Source organism: Mucilaginibacter sp. P2_A5, from assembly GCF_056404995.1.
Window position 1 is genome coordinate 91,570 of sequence record NZ_JBFUCY010000021.1, and the last position, 19,844, is coordinate 111,413.

15 protein-coding genes are annotated in these 19,844 nt (G+C 44.0%); 4 read left to right on the top strand and 11 right to left on the bottom strand.

What is annotated here, in order from left to right; genetic code table 11:
- Positions 1 to 508 precede the first annotated feature (508 nt).
- The 3 genes from AC1DXF_RS19155 (at position 509) to gldD (ending at position 2,896) form a co-directional block, all read left to right on the top strand.
- Entirely contained in the window at positions 509 to 1,270 is a 762-nt protein-coding gene (locus tag AC1DXF_RS19155; protein WP_477450305.1) for a phosphosulfolactate synthase, read from the top strand.
- A gap of 250 nt (positions 1,271 to 1,520) precedes the next feature.
- Positions 1,521 to 2,321, top strand: a complete 801-nt coding sequence (locus AC1DXF_RS19160) for a shikimate dehydrogenase family protein (RefSeq protein WP_477450306.1) — start codon at positions 1,521 to 1,523, stop codon at positions 2,319 to 2,321.
- Complete coding sequence (gene gldD, locus AC1DXF_RS19165; RefSeq protein ID WP_477450307.1) at positions 2,318 to 2,896, top strand: gliding motility lipoprotein GldD; 579 nt, start codon at positions 2,318 to 2,320, stop codon at positions 2,894 to 2,896. The genes AC1DXF_RS19160 and gldD overlap by 4 nt, the downstream gene beginning before the upstream one ends.
- A gap of 199 nt (positions 2,897 to 3,095) precedes the next feature.
- On the opposite strand, the gene AC1DXF_RS19170 is transcribed toward gldD, so the two are convergent.
- On the bottom strand, positions 3,096 to 5,075 hold the full coding sequence (locus tag AC1DXF_RS19170; RefSeq protein ID WP_477450308.1) for an alpha-ketoacid dehydrogenase subunit alpha/beta: 1,980 nt from the start codon (positions 5,073 to 5,075) through the stop codon (positions 3,096 to 3,098).
- A gap of 105 nt (positions 5,076 to 5,180) precedes the next feature.
- Here AC1DXF_RS19170 and AC1DXF_RS19175 point away from each other — a divergent pair, with 105 nt between their 5' ends.
- Positions 5,181 to 6,032: a DUF4198 domain-containing protein gene (locus AC1DXF_RS19175; RefSeq protein WP_477450309.1), complete on the top strand. Its 852-nt coding sequence runs from the start codon at positions 5,181 to 5,183 to the stop codon at positions 6,030 to 6,032.
- Between the two features lie 135 nt (positions 6,033 to 6,167).
- On the opposite strand, the gene AC1DXF_RS19180 is transcribed toward AC1DXF_RS19175, so the two are convergent.
- The 10 genes from AC1DXF_RS19180 to AC1DXF_RS19225 form a co-directional block, all read right to left on the bottom strand.
- Positions 6,168 to 6,722, bottom strand: coding sequence for a type 1 glutamine amidotransferase domain-containing protein (locus AC1DXF_RS19180; RefSeq protein WP_477450310.1), 555 nt, complete (start codon positions 6,720 to 6,722; stop codon positions 6,168 to 6,170).
- Between the two features lie 110 nt (positions 6,723 to 6,832).
- Entirely contained in the window at positions 6,833 to 7,735 is a 903-nt protein-coding gene (locus AC1DXF_RS19185; protein ID WP_477450311.1) for a LysR substrate-binding domain-containing protein, read from the bottom strand.
- A gap of 35 nt (positions 7,736 to 7,770) precedes the next feature.
- A complete protein-coding gene (locus tag AC1DXF_RS19190; protein WP_477450312.1) occupies positions 7,771 to 8,553 on the bottom strand; it encodes a hypothetical protein in 783 nt (260 codons plus the stop codon).
- Between the two features lie 876 nt (positions 8,554 to 9,429).
- Positions 9,430 to 10,851 (bottom strand): COG3014 family protein, encoded by a 1,422-nt coding sequence (locus AC1DXF_RS19195; RefSeq protein WP_477450313.1) that lies wholly within the window; start codon positions 10,849 to 10,851, stop codon positions 9,430 to 9,432.
- A gap of 52 nt (positions 10,852 to 10,903) precedes the next feature.
- Entirely contained in the window at positions 10,904 to 11,497 is a 594-nt protein-coding gene (locus tag AC1DXF_RS19200; protein WP_477450314.1) for a penicillin-binding protein activator LpoB, read from the bottom strand.
- 50 nt (positions 11,498 to 11,547) lie between these two features.
- Positions 11,548 to 11,949: a hypothetical protein gene (locus AC1DXF_RS19205; protein ID WP_477450315.1), complete on the bottom strand. Its 402-nt coding sequence runs from the start codon at positions 11,947 to 11,949 to the stop codon at positions 11,548 to 11,550.
- 288 nt (positions 11,950 to 12,237) lie between these two features.
- Positions 12,238 to 13,245, bottom strand: coding sequence for an aspartate-semialdehyde dehydrogenase (locus AC1DXF_RS19210; RefSeq protein WP_477450316.1), 1,008 nt, complete (start codon positions 13,243 to 13,245; stop codon positions 12,238 to 12,240).
- Between the two features lie 204 nt (positions 13,246 to 13,449).
- Positions 13,450 to 14,889 carry a rubredoxin gene (locus AC1DXF_RS19215; protein ID WP_477450317.1) on the bottom strand — a complete coding sequence of 480 codons (1,440 nt, stop codon included), beginning with the start codon at positions 14,887 to 14,889 and terminating at the stop codon, positions 13,450 to 13,452.
- A gap of 4 nt (positions 14,890 to 14,893) precedes the next feature.
- Positions 14,894 to 18,412, bottom strand: a complete 3,519-nt coding sequence (locus tag AC1DXF_RS19220; RefSeq protein WP_477450318.1) for a molybdopterin-dependent oxidoreductase — start codon at positions 18,410 to 18,412, stop codon at positions 14,894 to 14,896.
- Positions 18,413 to 18,525: 113 nt separating this feature from the next.
- The gene (locus AC1DXF_RS19225; RefSeq protein ID WP_477450319.1) at positions 18,526 to 19,827 is read right to left on the bottom strand and encodes an MFS transporter; all 1,302 of its coding nucleotides are present in this window, start codon (positions 19,825 to 19,827) and stop codon (positions 18,526 to 18,528) included.
- Between the last annotated feature and the right edge of the window lie 17 nt (positions 19,828 to 19,844).

Here is a 19,844-nt window from a genome sequence, read left to right on the forward strand (position 1 = left end):
TAAGTTATTGATAGTGTGCTAAAAAAATACAAAACCCTGTTAGTTAAGAATAATATTTAGTTTTTTAAGCCTTAGTTCAATTGCTAAAAGTACAACTTTTAGCAATTGTTTTTAAGACTTTAATATAAGTTCAACACTTTTGTTACATTTTTAACAATGATTTTATAGCAAATAAATATTATGAAAATATTTCGCCTAACCTTCAGGGTAAAACTAAGGTTCCCGCCTGCGGTTGGGTATGATAAACGGGCGATCGCAACAATTACCTGAAACAGCATTTTTTTTAAGGCCTGACTATCGCGTACCCTTTTTCACGATAGGTGCTATCGCCTGCACAATTTGAAACGCGCAGTCCTATTTGAACAGCGATGAAAACAGGCACCGATGAAAACCGGGCATCTCCACTTCTATTTTTTATTTAACATTTCCTTCATTTTTCCTATGAATTTTTTTTACGACCTTTGCCGGCGTTAGTACTTTTAGTTATAGGCTATAACCAAACAACAATATGAATTATACCATCAATAATTTACCCGAACGTACAGCTAAACCCCGCGATAAAGGCATTACTATGGTTATGGATAAGGGTTTAAGTTTAAGGCAGGTTGAGGATTTTATTGAGGTTGGCGGCACATATACCGATATTGTAAAACTGGGCTGGGCCACATCATACGTTACCCCAAACCTGGATGAAAAGATAAAGCTTTATAAACAAGCCGGTATCCCGGTATATTTTGGAGGTACATTGTTTGAGGCCTTTATTGTGCGTAACCAGTTTGATGATTACTGCCGCCTGCTGGATAAATATCAGTTGGAGCATTGCGAGGTATCAGACGGATCAATCACTATTGAACATGATGTTAAATGCGACTACATCCGCAAGCTGGCCAAACAGGTTACGGTAATATCTGAAGTTGGCTCAAAAGATGTACAAAAGATTTTCGCGCCATACAAATGGATAAAGCTTATGAACGCCGAAATTGAAGCCGGTTCATGGAAAGTTATTGCCGAGGCCCGCGAAAGTGGTAACGTGGGTATTTACCGCGATTCGGGCGAAGTAAGGCAGGGCCTGGTTGATGAGATACTTACCCAAATACCCGAAGGCACCATCATTTGGGAAGCCCCGCAAAAAGCCCAGCAGGTTTGGTTTATTAAGCTGATTGGCGCCAACGTAAGCTTAGGCAACATAGCCCCGGCGGATATCATCCCGCTCGAAACATTACGCCTGGGTATCCGGAGCGATACTTTTGATCATTTCCTGGATTTTTAAATAAGAATCAAGAAGTAAGAGTCAAGGATCAAGACAAAACTGATTTGCAGCTGTCTTGATTTTACATCATTGGTTCTTCTGCAGTTCGTGTTTCCCTGGCCGTTATTTCAATTATGATAAAGTTACTAATGGCCTTGGACTTAAATTCCGCGTTCACTGATAATATCCTATTCTGATTTTGGATATAGCAGTTACCATTTCTGTGTATATCTTTAGGCTTTTATTTTAGGCGATACTAAATAACTTACACATGAAACACTACGGGCTGATAGGCTATCCGCTTTCGCATTCTTTTTCGAAGAAATATTTTGCCGAGAAATTTAAAACCGAAGGCATTGAAGATGCTGTTTACGACCTGTACCCGCTGGAGCATATTAAAGACCTGCAGGATTTGCTTGACGAAAATCCTAACCTGGTTGGCTTGAATGTTACCATTCCCCATAAAGTTGCCATTATACCCTACCTTGACTGGATTGAGCATGATGCCCGTACTGCTGGCGCGGTAAATTGCATTTGTATAAGCGCCGAAAGCCCGCTACAGGCAGCATTTACAGGCGAGGTTGGCATTACCGGGCACGATTTCAGGCTGGAAGGTTATAATACCGATTTATATGGTTTCGAGATGTCGATAAAGCCACTCATTAATAATACCAACGATGAGGCATTGGTTTTGGGCGATGGCGGCGCGGCAAAAGCGGTAAGGTGTGTATTGGAAAATATGGGTATTACATACAAAACCGTTACCCGCAAACCACATCCTGATCATTTACTGTTTAGCGAGCTGAAGCCACACCATATTAAACAACATAAAATCATTATCAACACTACACCGGTAGGTACATCGCCCAATATTAATGAATGCCCGCCAATACCCTACGAAGCCATTACCGATGAGCATTTGCTGTACGATTTGATTTACAACCCCGAGGAAACCCTGTTTTTAAAACAAGGCCGCGAAAGGGGCGCAACCACCAAAAACGGTTACGAAATGCTGGTACTCCAGGCCGAAAAATCATGGGAGATATGGAACACTAAAGACCTGCGCGTATGAGATACGCAGCATTAATAGTTTTGGCGCTGTTTCTTTTTGCAGCCTGTGGCGGCAATCATGATTACTCGCCCAAGCCACGTGGCTACTCCCGTATTGTTTTCCCTAAAAAGGAATACCGGGAATATACCGGCGGCTGCCCATATACTTTTACTTACCCCAAATACGCCGTTATTGAGCCCGACCGGAGCAGCAATGCAAAGCCCTGCTGGGTAAACATGCAATTTCCTGATTTTCATGCCACGCTGCATTTGAGCTATCAGCCGGTAACCACCAAAAAAGAGTTTAATCAGTTGGTGGAGGATGCCCGCACCTTCGCTTTTAAGCATACCATAAAGGCTACATCTATTGATGAGGGCATTATTGCCTATCCCGAGCGTAAGGTATACGGCATTTACTATACCATTGACGGCAACGCTGCATCGTCGGCCCAGTTTTTCCTTACCGATAGTACAAAAAATTACCTGCGGGGAGCGCTTTACTTTAACAACGAGCCACGTCTTGATTCGGTTCAGCCTGCCTTAAACTTTATTAAAAAAGATGTGGAGGTTTTGATCAAGAGTTTGAAGTGGAAGTAGGGGGAATAGAGTCAAGAGATAAGAATCAAGAGTCAAGACCTTTGCAAATGATGCTTGCAGCGTTCCACTGAAACGCCCGGAGCGCCCGGAACGCTTTGGAACGCCTTGGTATTGATAATCAACTCTTTAACAATTTAGCATTTCCACACATGGAACACTTTGGCGCTGACAGTCAAATAGTTACCAATTGACAAAAAAATCAATACCCCAGCAATTTTTCCATCATTTCTTCCAATCTTGCCTTCGCTAAAAATTGGTCTTCCAGCGCTTTATTCATGGGGATAGCTGTATCCAGGCTGCCGCAGCGCATTACCGGGGCATCCAGGTATTTAAAGCAATGTTCGGCAATATGGGCTGCTATTTCGGCGCCGAAGCCGCTGGTGAGGGTATCTTCATGTAATACCAGTGCACGGCTTGTTTTTTGCACACTTCGCTCTACCGCTTCCTTATCCCATGGCAGCAGGCTGCGTAAATCGATGATCTCTAAGGATAATTCAGGATGTTTGGCCGCATACTCCAGCGCCCAGTGAACGCCCAAACCAAAAGTGACGATGGTAGCCTTTTCGCCTTGTTGTACAATATTGGCCTTGCCAATTTCTATCAGCACATCATTATCCGGCACTTCGCCGCTAATGCTGCGGTACAGGTATTTGTGCTCAAAGTAAATAACCGGGTTGGGGTCGTCAATAGCGGCCAGCAGCAGGCCCTTGGCATCGGTCGGGAAGGCGGGGTAAACCACTTTCAGCCCCGGAGTTTTTGTAAACCAGGCCTCGTTACTTTGCGAGTGAAAGGGGCCTGCACCCGTACCCGCACCGGTAGGCATGCGCACTACCATATCAACGGCCTGCGCCCAGCGGTAATGGGTTTTGGCCAGGTTATTAATAACCTGGTTAAATCCGCAGGTAACAAAATCGGCAAACTGCATTTCAACAATGGCCTTGTAGCCGTTAAGCGCCAGCCCCATCCCAGCGCCCACAATGCCCGATTCGCAAATGGGCGTATTACGCACCCGTCCCTTGCCAAACTCTTCCACAAAGCCCTGGGTTATTTTAAAAGCGCCGCCGTACTCGGCAATATCCTGCCCCATAATTACCAGGTTGGGGTATTTGCGCATCCCCTGGCGCAGGCCGTCGCTAATGGCATCTATATATCGTTTATTGGTTGCCGGGATTGTTGGTGGCTGATCTGCCGGGAAACGGTAAGGCCGGTACATATCGTTTACCTCAGTTTCTATATCCGGCACTATATCAGCTTCGCTGTAAACCTTTTCAAATTCCGACTCGATAAGTGCGGTGAACTCTTTCCTGATCACCGGGATCCACTCGGGCAACAGTACGCGCTCATTTAATAAATATTTCTCGAAATTGGCCAGCGGATCCTTTGCGCCCCACCACTCAAACAAGTTTTGCGGCACGTATTTAGTTCCCGAAGCTTCTTCGTGGCCACGCATCCTAAAGGTCATGCACTCCAGCAAAACCGGGCGCGGATTTTCGCGGATACTGTTTTTAATGTTCGTTATGGTGTGGTAAACCTCTAAAATATTGTTGCCATCAATGCGGCGGCCTTCCATGCCATAACCTATGGCTTTATCAACCAGCTGGTTACAATGGTATTGCTCGTTGGTTGGGGTTGATAAGCCGTAACCGTTGTTCTCTATAAGGAAAATAACCGGTAAGTTCCACACCGCGGCAATGTTTAAGGCCTCATGAAAATCGCCTTCGCTGGTAGCGCCTTCGCCGGTGTAAACCAGGGTGGCTTTATGCTGATTGGACAATACATCGGCCAGCGCTATGCCATCGGCCAGTGCAAGCTGTGGCCCCAGGTGCGATATCATCCCGATGATTTTGTACTCCTGCGTGCCAAAATGAAAAGACCTGTCGCGCCCCTTGGTAAAGCCCGAGGGTTTGCCCTGCCATTGCGCCATTAAGCGCGAAAGCGGGATATTGCGTGTTGTAAAAACACCCAGGTTGCGGTGCATGGGCAAAATATATTCATCATCGGCCATGGCCAGGGTACTGCCCACGGCAATGGCCTCCTGCCCTATACCCGAAAACCATTTGCCAATACGGCCCTGCCTTAACAGGATGAGCATCTTCTCCTCGACCATGCGTGGCAGCAACAGTTTTCTGTAAAAAGACAGTAACGTGTCGTTATCAAGGTTTTTACGATCAAAAATCATATGGTAAAACTACTGAAGTTTTTAAATGGCTAAGCCATCAACGAGGCCAAAAAACAATATTTTCGACTTAAACTTTGTATGTTTGGTAATTCCTAACTAAAAACGATGAAACGATTTGTATATTTAATATTGGCGGTGTTGTTGATCATTAGTTTTACGGCCTACGCGCAAGATTTCTTTTTATTGCCAGGCAGCTTCTATATGAAAAAAGGCGATAACATTAACCTGCACCTATTAAGCGGCAACGAATTTGCAAAAGAGGGAGAATACAAATATGATGGCGCCAAGATCTCAAAATTTGTATTGTACGAAGGAAAGAAACAGACCGACTTGAGCAAATTGCCCAAAGATACAGCATCCAACATATTAAACTATAAGCTGGAAAGCCCGGGATTGGCCACCATTGAGGTTATTAAAAGCGAGAATGTTGAATCGGAAAGGAACAAATTTTTGAAATACCTGAGCAGCGAAGGCCTTGACCAGATTGCCGAAGAAGCAAAAGCCAACAACCAGCAATATTTTGTAGAAAAAACAACCCGTTTTTTAAAAACGCTGGTATCTGTTGATAAACCAAACGACCGGGACTTTGATAAACCCCTGAACGAGGATTACGAAATTGTTATCAAACAAAATCCTTATAAATCCGACTATGGCGATGACGTAACGGCCGAAGTTCTTTTCCATGGTAAGCCGTTAAAGGAAGCCGTTGTAATTTTATACGTAAAAACCATAAATGGTAACGTTTACCCTCAAAAACTAAGTGCCGATAGTAACGGGCTTATCTTTTTCAAACTAAGCCGCGAAGGCATTTATATGCTCAGCTCGGTTCACATTGAGGCATCAAAAGATAAAAACGCCGATTTTGAAAGCTGGGGAACCACCTATACCTTCGCTTTTACCAATAACGGCTCCATGCCTGATACTTACCGCGAATTTGGTTTTGGCAACAAACATTAAAGTATCAAGGAATTATAAACGATTTAAATATCGAACACTGAATGTCCAATATCGAATAATGAAGTAAAACCTCGGTATTGGAGATTCAACATTCATTATTCGATATTATTTGTGCTTATCTTAATCATATCGGGTTTAAGCCCCGTGATGCACGCCTTCGCCAATTTCTTCAATGGCTTTGCGGTTAAAGGCATCCAGATCGGCAGGGGTACGGCTGGTTACCAGGCCATTGTCGACCACGACTGCTTCATCAACCCAATCCGCTCCGGCATTTATCAGGTCGATTTTTAAGGATGGGTACGAAGTAAGGCGGCGACCGCTGATCAACCCTGTTTCAATCAGCAATTGAGGACCGTGGCAAATAGCTGCTACCGGTTTGCCTTCGTCTAAAAATGCCGATACAAATGCCACCGCATCTTTATTTTGCCTTAATTTATCCGGGTTTAATACGCCGCCGGGCAAAACCAATGCATCATAATCATCGGGACTTACTTCGCTCAGTTGTTTATCTACATTAATTTCAATACCCCAATTGGTTTTGTCCCAGGCTTTTATTTTGCCTCCTTTTGGCGATATTACGTGCACTGTTGCCCCGGCCGCTTCCAGGGCTGCTTTTGGGCTTGTTAATTCAACCTGCTCAAATCCTTCTTCGGTAAGGATAGCTACCTTACGATCATTTAAACTTGCCATAATTGCATTTTTAATTATTAATAAATTAAATTAAGTACAACTATAACTACAGGCCAACAAGCTGATGGTTTCAGATATTTTTAAATAATAAAAAGGAAAGTTTTAAGGTGCTATTTATCAGCTATATGCCCCAACGCATAATTGATAAAATTACTCGTCAACCCATAATCTTCCGTTCCTTTTCTTCGGATGAAAAAGAAATCGCGGGTAATTTTCAGGCCCTCGATGGGCACTTCAACCAGGTCGCCTTCGGCCAGCTGGCGAATGATGGAGGGGCGGGGCATAAAGCCCAGGCACTGATCGGCCAGTAAAAAGTTTTTAAGTGCTTCGGTGCCGCCAAGGCGGATTTTTACCGATAGATCGGCCGGTTTTATATGCAGCGCCGACAGCGACTTTAAAACCGCGTTTAGCGTACCAGAACCCCGCTCGCGTACGGCCAGGGGTGTTTTTACAAACTGCTTTAAAGTTAACGATTTACCGGCCAGCGGGCTCTTTGCCGAGCATACCGGGATCACCTCATCGCTCATAAAGGGCTTGTAGGATACCGTGGTGAGCTTATTATCAACCTCGATGATGCCTATATCAACCTCGTGGTTTAGCAGGGCGTTCAGGATATATTCGGAATTACGGTTTACCAACTGTACATCCACATTAGCATACTCCCGCTGAAAACCCGACAGTATAGATGGTAAAATGTAGAGCGCTATGGTAGTACTGGCACCTAAGCGCAAATGGCCCGCCGCTTGCGAAAGGTTACTGAGTACCGACAAATCATATTCAATTTTGCGCTCAATTTCGGTAGCTTGCTGCAGGTATTCGTTCAGTTTATTGCCTGCTTCGGTAAGCAGGATGCTGTTGCCTTTGCGCTCAAACAAGGGCACCTTATACTGATCTTCTAAAGCCTTAATATGCTTGCTTATAGCGGGCTGTGTTACAAACAGCACCTGTGCAGCCTTTGAGAAACTCAAATTGGCAGCAACTTCCATAAAAACACGGTGGGCGAATGAGATCATAATTTACATCTCAAAGATAGTAAAAGGCCCCGGCGCTAACTCTTTACTTTCTCAAAAAACCTTCCGGTAAATTTATAGGTGATAAACTTACGGGTCATATTGCCTTTGTAATCAACCAGCGGGGTATGGATAGTTTGTGTGGCCTTATCAAATGTGATACTCGGGAAAGTATCCCAGTCGGCTACCGATTGCAGGTTGTATTCATAATACAGGCGGCTTAATACAGCTGTAGGGGTTTTTACCATAGGTACGCGGCCATTCAATACACCTTTTTCAATGGCATAAGCCCGGATGCCCTGCCCGGCTTTATTTGCCGATATTACCGAATTGTACACGGCCAGGTACATGGTTTTGTTATTGGCCGTAAAGGTATAAATCTTCGGAAACCAGTAAGCTTCCTTGCCCGGCGTATCCATTTTTAACAGCGATAATGTTTTGCCGTTAACCTTGTATTGCAATATGTTATCAAAATCATACCTACTGTTGCCCAGCCTGGTATCCCAGGAATAAGTACGGAACATACCATCTGCCGAAGTGGCGATAACCAGGCGCGCTTTTACCAGCGAAGTGAATTTTATATCGATAGTAAAAGGGTATTTGGATGTGTAATATTTAAGCTTGAAGGCAAAAATGCTGTTCATCTTTTTGAGCGAATCAACAGCCTTCCATTCCTTTTTGTGGTTGCCATAATAATTTACCCGGTTAAAAATACGGAGCAGATCGGCCTCAATAGCCTTGGGACTGCTGATAGTTTGTGCAGATAGATTGGCTGTGATAAAACAGCAGCAAAAAACAACGACGAGCTTAAAGGCTTTCATTGGTAACAAGTTAGTAAAAAATAGCGTGCAATTATAAATAATAGTTGAAAATTATAACTATTACTTGGTTCTGCCTTTCCAGGCGCTATGTTAAACTATATTTTTTACATAATCTTTAACAGGTTCATAAATCAAATTATACTTGTGGTTCAATGTCTTTTCAGAAAAAGCGGTTTCAGCTCGCAAGTACGAGAGAAAAACATGTTCTGCTTCTATCTTAATGCTATGACATCTATTAGCTTCTACATGTGTAAGTTTTAAAATATACTCCGTCTTTTTTGTGAAAGGTATTTTTCTATCCGCAATAGGGATATTAGGCGAATCAAAAGTACGCTCGACATCTTCAATTAATTCAAATAAATTAACCTTGAAGTGCTTAAAGATTTTAAGTACGACATTTTTATCCGGATTTTTATGCATTCATCTATGATAGCTAAGAGCAAATGTTCGGGTTCAACGAAACTATATCTAAATTGAACGGCTAACCTTCCCGATGATTGAATAATACTTCGTGTTAAGTCAGAAAAGTTTATGTTTTCCATTTTTAAATATAACTCAAACTCAGCAGATGGATTGAGAACGCCAGAGCAATCAAACTATCGTAAATAAAAATAGGGATAATTGTCATTCATCCCCATTTTTCGCAGGAATCGCTTTTAAAGAGGAGGCCCCTACGGAGCCAAACAATGAATATTTATCGTGCTATAAACACGTAACTCCGCTGGAGTTGGAAATAATGTGTGCCATTGACTCCGTAGGAGTCGCGTGTTTATAGCATGAAAAAACCTAAAAATCAGGGCTCCGTAGGTGCCTCCTCTTTAAAAGCGATTCCCTTGCCATTTGTCGGCTTAAATAATATAGTTATAAATACGTGGCCTATCTCAGCGTTGCATAATTATAAAACTGCGTTGTTCCGTTGCCTTGTATCTCAATTGTTTTGGTTTCGGTAACGCCCTGGGCGTTTTTCAGGGCGATACTTACTTTGTTAACACCCTTTTGTAATGGCACGCGAGCATAAGAAATAGATGAAGGAAGCGATTGCCAGTTACGGGTATCGGCCTTTTCAGACAACAGGCTGTAAAGTTGTACGCCATATCCAAGCCCTTCTAAAAGGCCATTTGTTTTACCATCGCTTGTGGCTGCGGCACGTAAGCCATATTCGGCCATTTTTTTTACGGCAAGCCTGGATAGTATCTTACCCAACTCTTTTAAACTGCGCTGTTGCAGCGTTTTAAAAGCAAGCTCATTAATATCTTCGGCTTTTTCAAAAGTTACCTGTTGATCATTAACTGTCACGCTGCCGTTTGAATAATAAGGCATTTGGGCAACATACTTAGGATATGCCACGTGCAGGCTTTCCACCGATTTTAGGTTTACTCCATTCCTGTCGCCGCTGTAATTAAAAGGAATCTCTAACCCAGCCCCGTTTACAAAAAACAAACCGCCGTCACTGTGTCTCACCAGGCTAAAAAACAAATCGGCCTGGGTTTTAACCGGCGCAAGGCCGTTTTCCCAAAACAGGATCAACTCCCCGCCTTCGGTGGGTTTATTAGCGGCATATTGAATACCAAATGTTTTCTCAAACTGGTCGGCCTCGGTTGTAAAGCCATTCAGCATGGCCGTCCTGATCACGTCCTCCTTTAATCCCTGCGGCATTGGGGTGCCATAATAAGTTTGATCGGGACTTTTTAAATAGATCTCGGCGGCGTTGCGGTATGATATAAAGGCGTTGTTAACGTCATTATTACGTTCATAAAGCATGCCCTGGAACATCAATGCGAAAGCATCGTTGGAGTAGCGGCTGTCCTTATTGTTAAATTTATCGCCCTGTTCCTGCGCCTGCAGGGTAATGCGGCGCGCCTCAACAATAGCATCTTCAATATTATTCAGATACAGGTAATTCAGCGCTTTGTAATAGTGGACCATGAATTTTTCAAAATCCTCGCCCTTGTAGGTTTGCGACATGGAGTTAACCAGCAAACCAACAGCCGCATCGGCCACACCGTTTAAGCCGCTATCAAGCAGTTGATCGGCATTGTTAAAGTATCTGTTGCTTAATTCATATTGGCCGTTAAGGTGTGCTACCCGGCCCTTTTCCATCAGGTACAGGAGCTTGTTGCGTGGCTTTTGGATAAGGCCATTATTATCAAGGTCTTTTTCGGCCTGGGCATAGTTACCTGCATACACATTTTTGTAATAGGGCGTAAGGCTTTGGTTATAGGTTGTACAACCCAATAAAAAAAACATCATCCCGATAACAGATGATGCACTAAAAAAATACCTGCGTATGTTTATCATTATAAAATGCAGGCCCTTTAATATGCCGGAGCATATTAAGGGGCAACTTGCTTTAGTTTTTTACGTATTTGGCTATTTTTTTCTCACCTATCCAAACCACTTCATTAGTTTGAATATTGGTAAGCTCGAGGTTTACCTGGTAGTAAACAACCTTTTGACGTTTATGCGAGTCGACTATTGAATTGATAGAACCTTGCAGTATGTAGTCGGCGCCATTTTCCAAACCAAACTGTTTCATGGTTGATACTGTGGCATTAGTTTGCTGGTCGGCTTTTTCGGCACGCAGCTGTTCGCGTTTTTTGCCACCCTGTACCAAACGTACTTTTTGGGTTTGAATAAATGAGCTTTCAATATCCTTTAAAAACGTTTCGGCATCAATATGTTCATGGCTTTTGTTTTGCACAAAGCCCACAATAACCACCGGTTTTTTGCCCTGGTGCTCGGTTTGATGGGTTTCTATCCAGCTTGCGCCTAATATTTTGCCGGTAAGTTCTTCGGCGGCCATTCTTGAATCACTGTTATTCCAGTTGCCACTTACATCTATAGTTTGATCGGTGCTAACGCGTGTCACCTGCCTTGAGCATGAGGCAGCAAAAAGTGTTGATACTGCAAGCGCAGCAATTGTTAAAATGCTATTAAATTTCATTGATAGTATGTTGTTAAATTATGATAGTTAGATTGTGCGATTGCTGTTTATTACCAGCCGAAACCAATTCCGATATTAGACCGGCCTCCCCGGTACCCGCGCCCCCAGCGGTTGCCAAAGCCAAAGTTAATTGATGGCGAATAGTAGTTATCGTAAAATCCCCATGATGGTGTATAATCAAAGTAACCATTCATGCGTTCCTGGTGCCTCCATTCGCGGTTCTGACGGCGGCGCTCCAGCTTGGCTTCATACCAGTCATAAGCTTTGTAGGTATCCTGTATGGTTGTGCCTTGTAAGCTGGTTTGGCTATCAGCTCCACGGGCATATTTAGCCTGGCTTTCTTTATATCGCGGATTTTGATCGGCAAGTAAGGCGGTTTGCTGCGCGCTAACCGCACCGCTGTACAAACCACCCAAAACGGCAACGGCTGCTATAATTATCTTAGTTTTCATTGTGAAATAAAATAATGTAATTCAAATACAAATGACGCTATTAAACGTAATAAGTTAACGTAGATCGCCCGTTAAATTATGTTAATAAACATCTTTTTACTTAATTATGAGGCAGCGGTTACTTAACGGGCAGGGTTGGCCGTATTAGTGGCAGCTTTTACATAAAAAAAGGGATAGCCAACCGACTATCCCTTTTTTTATGTTTTAAGTTGATTAAGAGCATGGTTGATTGGTTAACAGCGATTAAAACCACTCACCTAATCAACCCAATCAACCACTCACTAATAATTACGCTTCAACCGGCGCACCAATCAAATGCTTAGCCGCTAAATATTCTGCAATTTGCACGGCATTGGTAGCAGCGCCCTTGCGCAGGTTATCTGATACTATCCAGCAATTTAATGTATTGTCCTGGCTTTCATCGCGGCGCAGGCGGCCAACAAAAACGTCGTCTTTATCGTGCGCGTCAAGCGGCATTGGGTATTTCAGGTTGGCGGTATCATCAACCACCACAATACCCGGCGAATTGGCTAACAACTCACGTACTTCGCCCAGATCAAAATCATGTAAAAATTCAATGTTTACAGACTCCGAGTGACCACCCATAACCGGGATGCGAACGGTGGTAGCAGTTACCTTAATGCTGTCATCGCCCATGATCTTCTTGGTTTCAAGGATCATTTTCATTTCCTCCTTGGTGTAACCGTTGTCGGTAAACACGTCAATTTGAGGGATCACGTTCAGGTCGATAGTGTAAGGGTAAACCTTTGGTCCATCAATACCTTTACGCTCGTTAAACAGCTGGTCAACAGCTTTTACGCCGGTACCGGTTACCGATTGGTAGGTAGATACAACTACGCGTTTAATTTTATATTTATCGTGCAATGGTTTTAACGCCACTACCATTTGAATAGTTGAGCAATTTGGGTTGGCAATAATTTTGTCGTCTGCGGTTAATACATCGGCATTTACCTCGGGTACAACCAGTTTTTTAGTTGGGTCCATGCGCCAGGCCGATGAGTTATCAATAACTGTAGTGCCTGCTGCCGCAAAAAGCGGTGCCTGCTCCAATGAAGTACTGCCGCCGGCGCTGAAAATTGCAACGTCCGGCTTCATCTTAATCGCATCCTCAACAGAAACTACCTTAAACTGCTTACCCTTAAAAGTGATTTCTTTACCAATACTTTTTGCGGAAGCTACGGGAATTAATTCTGTAACGGGGAAGTTGCGTTCTGCCAGAACCTGCAACATTTTGGTGCCTACTAAGCCAGTAGCACCTACTACTGCGACTTTCATTGTTTAATTGTTTTTAATTGTAATGAAACCCCTTTCGGATGCTTCATCGCGTGTTAATTTGTTAGATAATAAATTTTGAACCCCAAATATGCACATTTTTTTAGATAATCTACCTGATTGGTAGTTAAATAGTGAATGGTGAGGGGTGAATAGTGAGTGATCGATAATATATTAATGGGGCTTTTGAGATAAATATACCATAAGCTACGCCACGCAAACCAGCTCCTTGTAATCCTCTTTACCGGCGCCGCAGATAGGACATTCAAAACTTTTTAACCCGGTGAAGGGCACGCCAGGCGCAAGTCCGTTTAGTTCGTCGCCGTATGCTTCGTCGTAAATAGTGAAGCAGTTTTTACACTGGTGCACTACTTTTTGATTAACCGGCTTATTAATGTCTTCCCTGCCTACTACTGTGGCCGATTGAACAATGCTGTTCTGCTGCTCATAAAACAAATCGCAAAGCGCAATCAAATAGCGGCCCAGGTCGGCTTTGGTTACGCCTTGCTTATACACTACAAATTCGCGGGTATTATGGTTAAAATCGCGGGTGTGCACAATTTCAAATTCATCGGGCTTGCGCTCGCGGATCATGATGGAGCCGTAGATTCCCGATTTTGGCGACCGCTTAATAGCGAAACTGAGTCGATATGTGCGCAGGTCAGCTTCCTCAAATTCGCGTACCAGCTGTTGTTTCAGATCGAGGCATTGGCTGCACAGGTCTTCTACCTGCCAGTTCAATTCATTTGAGGCATGGCGTATGTTTACCCGGTATTTGTTCAAAAGGTTGCCCCACAGCGGCCTGTGTTTGGCCTCGATGTTTTTAACAAGCAACGATTTCCATGGGCTGATATACAACTGCCCAACCCTGGTTTGCATACACAGGTTACAAATCTCCTTTAAAAACTCGATATCAAATAATTCATTGCGCCTGTAAATTCCCAGCCAGTGTTTATTACCTTGTTTATTAAAGCCTTCATAATACGGCAGTTGAAAATCTGGAATATTTAGTGGCTGATCTATCTGCTGGATAACAAACTGGTTATTGGCAGCCACCAGTTGATACAACAAATCGGCATTAACTTCGCCCTGGTCATAAAACAGTGGCTTATTGGCAAATATTACCTGTTGTACGGCCTTGCACATGGCCGGGATATCATCCGAATAAACCAGCACAGGCCAGCAATACAGGATATTGGTTTTAGGAAACCTGATATACAAATACCAGTAATTACTTACCGGCGAAGAGATAAAATTAAAATTGCCGGTAAAAAAAGGGGCAAAGGTTTGGTTACTATCAACCAGGTTTATTTTTAACTCAGGCTGATAATCAAACAAGTCGAAAATATCTTTATAAACCCCTTCCTTCAGCCAGTTTTCATGATTAAAAATCCCATCCGCGATATAGGAACTGGTGATATTGGGAAACTGATCGCTATTAATTTCATGATCAATCCCGGCGCCCAGCATATCAAACTCCAGGTCTTCCAGTTGCTCGGCATCTACCTCAAAATAAAGTTGTTGCCTGTTACCAAAGCGAATTTGCCCGGCACCCGCATTTTGCGCAATGATAAGCATTTCGTAAAAATCGCCGGCAGAAGCTACGCCACCCGGCAGGTTTATTTTAATCAGTTGCTTTTTTTCCATCTGCTTACACCTTTATTAATTGCTGTTGCAAAACCTCTTCTAACAGCCGCTTTACTTCCGGCCTGCATGACCCACAGCCTGTTCCTGCCCCGGTTTGGCTGCAAACATCGGCCAGTTGGGTGCAGCCGGCGGCCACTTTATTGCGTATGTTATCGGCACCCACATTATTGCAGCTGCATACCAGTTTACCTAAAACAGGCTCGGCGGTTTTGCCACTGCGCAGCAGTTTGAGGCGCTTGTCGCTCAGTTCAGTTTTGTTGGCTATCAACTCCTTAAATTCCTGGAATTCGCCTTTATCGCCAATTAAAATAGTGCCTACCAGTTTATCCTGGTGAATAATGCATTTTTTATAATAGCGTTTGGCTTTATCAATAAATACTATCTCTTCGTACTCCCTATCATCCGGGCACTCTGATAAGCCAATACTGCATAAATCAAAGCCATGAATTTTAATAATATTCATGAACAGGCTGCCTTTATAGTAGCTGCCAATATCGCCATTCATGTAGCCGGCAACTACAGCAGCCTGTTGCTCGGCAGCGGCGGTAATGCCATACAGCGTGCCATTAAATTCGGCTATTTCGCCAATGGCATATATGTTAGGGTCGCTGGTGAGTAACCGCTCGTTTACAATAACACCTCGTTTAATGTCAAGCCCGCAGTCTTTAGCAATCTCCAGGTTGGGGGTTGTACCGATAGCCAATATCATGGCGTCGCAATCAATTTTGCGACCGCTTTTAAGGCCGATACCGGTTAGTTTATTACGGCCGTAAAACAGCTGCACCTCGTCATCATAAAAAATATCGCAGCCCTGGTCGGCCATTTCCTCATGCAGCAAACGGCTGCCCAACTCATCCAGCTGGCGGTTCAAAAACCGTGATGTACGCTGAATAATGGTGATCGTGATCCCCATTTCGCGCAGGGAAGCAGCCATCTCCAAACCCAGCAAACCACCACCTACAATAACCACATGCCCGTTTTTTGGCATATGCTTTTTAAAGTTGTCGGCATCATTACGGCTGCGCATGCTGAAAATACCCTGCAAGGATGGTACGTTTTTAGGGATGGCCGCCCGGCTGCCTGTAGCCAGCAACAACACGTCATAATAGGTTTTTACCCCACGGCTATCCAGCACATACTTATTTGCACGGTCTATTTTTTCGATGCTAACACCGCGTAATAATCTTATCTTAAATTCAGGCTCCTCCTCATCGGTCATTTTTATCAGCTGCTCCCAGCTTTGTTCGCCGCTTATGTAGTCGGGCAGCATTACGCGGTTATAAAAAGGATATTCTTCTTTACTAAAAATGGTTATCTCATCATCCTTATTCAATTCCCGGTATGACCGTACAAAGCCATGCGCACCTGCGCCCGCGCCTACCACTACTATACGCTGAAAAGGCTTTTTATATTTTTGAACGCTTACCGCGCAATATTTAAAATCCGGCTCTTTCGACATCGGGTCAACCGCATCATTGGTAACGTTATTGATGCGGTGCAAATCGTTATTGAGTATTTTGCCCCAGTGCATGGGCACAAAAACAACACCTTGTTTTATTTCCGGGGATATTTTTGCCTTCACACTCACCTCGCCCCTGCGAGATTTAATGATGGTAACGTCACCGTCCTGTATGTTTAACGCAACAGCATCAAGCGGGTTTATCTCCATAAACGATTGCTTAATGTGCTGGTTAAGCTTGTTCACCTTACCCGTTTTGCTCATGGTATGCCAATGATCGCGGATACGGCCGGTGGTGAGTATAAATGGAAAATCCTCATCAGGCATTTCGCTGGTGAGGGTATCCGGAACAGCGCTGATTTGGGCGTTCCCGTTTTCGGTATAAAATTTTTTATCGGTGAACAGGCGGGGGGTACCTATAGTTACATTCCGTTTTTTATAAGGCCACTGTACCGATCCCTGCTGTTTGATGATCTCGTAGGTTAGTCCACTGATGTCGATATTGGTTTTAGTGGTTAGTTTCGCGTGCTCGGTATAAATTTCGGCGGCGTTTTTAAAATCAAAACCCTTATAACCCATTTTTTTGGCAAAGCGACAAATAATCTCGCTATCCGGAATGGCTTCGCCGGGGGGATCAAGCACCTTACTCAAATAGCTGATGCGCCTTTCAGAATTGGTCATGGTGCCTTCCTTTTCGGCCCAGGCGGCGGCGGGGAGTATCACATCGGCATACGCCAAAGTTTCGGGCTTGCTGCTGATCTCCTGTACCACTACAAATTTCGCTTTTTTAAGCGCTTCTTCGGCCAGGCGCACGTTTGGCAAACTGGTTAGCGGGTTGGTGCACATGATCCAGATGGCTTTTAAGCGGCCATCATTCAGTGCCTCAAACATTTCGGTGGCGGTAAGGCCGGGTTTGGCGGCTATTTGGGCACCTCCCCAAAACTTTTGTACCTCTTCCCTATGCAAAGGATTGGCCAGGTTACGATGCGCAGGCAACAAGTTGGCCAGGCCACCTACTTCGCGCCCGCCCATAGCGTTTGGCTGCCCGGTTAATGATAACGGGCCCGAACCTGGTTTACCAATATGCCCCGTTATTAAATTGAGGTTTATCAGGCTTAAATTTTTGTTCACGCCTATGGAGCTTTGGTTTAAGCCCATCGTCCACATGGTAATAAAACCTTTGGCTTCGCCGATATATTTGGCAGCCAGTCTAATATCGCTTTCGCTTATGCCGCAAATCTGCGCCGATTCGGCCAGTGTACGTTCAAATACTATTTTGCTGTATTGTTCAAAACCATCGGCATGTTTGGTTACAAAATCAACGTCAATGTCTCCATTTTCTATCAATACCCGGCCAATGGCGTGGTTAAGTGTAATATCCGTACCGGGATTTAGCTGCAGGTGCAAATCGGCAATGCTGCAGGTATCAGTAGCCCGCGGATCAACCACTATAATTTTAACATTGGGATTGGCAGCTTTGTGTGCCTCAACCCGTCGCCATAAAATAGGGTGGCACCAGGCCGGGTTGGCGCCGGTAACGTAAAAACAATCGGCCAGTTCAATATCGTCATAACAAACCGGTACGCTGTCTTCGCCCAGCGCTACTTTGTAAGCCACTACCGCGCTGCTCATACACAGGCGCGAATTGGTGTCGATATTATTACTGCCTATAAAACCCTTCATCAGCTTGTTTATCACATAATACTCCTCGGTAAGGCATTGCCCCGAAGCATAAAACGCAACCGAATCGGGTCCGTATTTGTTGATGAAAGTTTTAAAAACGGCTGCTGTACGCTCCAGTGCATCATCCCAGCTTACCCTTTGCATGGGCATGCTTTTGTTATAGCGCATTTGCGGGTACAATAGTCTGTCGGTTTTATCATTGGCGGTGTAGTGCAGGTTAAGCCCTTTACTACATAACATCCCTTTATTTACAGGATAATCTTTATCCCCTTCTAAAGTGATGCTGCCATTTTTCTCTTTATTAATAACAACGCCGCAACCCACCCCGCAATAACAGCAGGTACTTTTTAATGTATTAACAGAGCGTTTATTTATCGACATTTTTTTTGTGCTGAAAGCAGAAGGCTTAAGGCCAAAGGCTTTAAGCGATTCTGCTTTTATTTGTAATTGAAGCTAAAAAGCTTTTGGCTTTTAGCTTTCTGCTTTGAGCTTAATTAAGCTACCGCAACCATCGGCTCTTCAACTTCTTTTGATGCGGTTTGTTTTTGAAAACGGGTGATCAATACAATTACAGCAACTACCATAACCGCGATGCCGATATAGGTAAATGCCTGTACATAAGTGATGGTACTGGATTTAAACAAGAAGCCAAACAGCATGCCACCCAAGTTACCGCCGGCGCCAACTATACCACTTACCATACCTACATTTTTACTGTTGATAAACGGCACAATACCATAAGTAGCGCCATTTGACATTTTAAGGAACAGCGCGAATGAAAGCATGGAAATTATAGCAGTCGTTAGGTTGCCAGAACTGGCAAACAGCACAAGCCCTGCACCTTCTAATAGCAATACACCGGCAAGCAATAAGCCTTTACCGCGCATGCCGAATTTACCGCCAACCTTATCAGATACGATACCACCCAACGCACGGGCAAAAATGTTCATGAAGCCAAAAATACCCGCCCAAAAACCAGCCGAGCTTTGCGACAAATGAAACGTATCGACAAAGTGCAACGAGGCTACGTTATCAAAGGTGATTTCCATTCCAAAGCACATGGCGTATGATAAGGTTAAGGCCCAAACGCGCCAGTCGGCCAAAATAGACCAATCCGTTTTTGAAGAACTGGTTTTGGTATGCCCTATTTCGTCATAGTTACCGTTGGGCGTATCCTTGGTATATTTATTATATATAAATGCCATGATCAGCATCAATACACCCGGTACTATCATGGCGTAACGCCATGCTTCGGCTTTGGTAAAACCTGCACCAACTATGGCGGCAAATATTAACGGCATTACCATATTAGTTATACCACCACCCAGGTTACCCCAACCACCTGTTACAGCATTGGCTGTACCCTTTATATTAGGTGCAAACATCATAGAGGTATGAAACTGTGTAATCACAAATGACGAACCTATTACGCCAATAGCAAGGCGGAACAACAGGAACGAAGTGTAATCATGCGCCAATCCCACTAAAAAAACGGGCAATGAACCTATAAGCAATAACCTTACTGCTGTTTTGCGTGGTCCCCAGGTATCACAAAGCTTACCGATAATAAGGCGAGCTATAATAGTAGCAGCTACAGATGCTATAATAGTATTACCTACCTGCCCTTTGCTTAAGTGCAGTTCGGCACGGATGGTTGGCATCAGTGGCGCCAGGCCAAACCAGCCAAAAAAGCACACAAAAAACATGAGCCATGTGGTGTGGAAGGTGCGCATCTGCACGCCCTTTAACGAAAATATATTCAGTTTGGTAAGTTGCTTCATTGTTGTAGTATTCATGCTATCGTTTTTTGGGG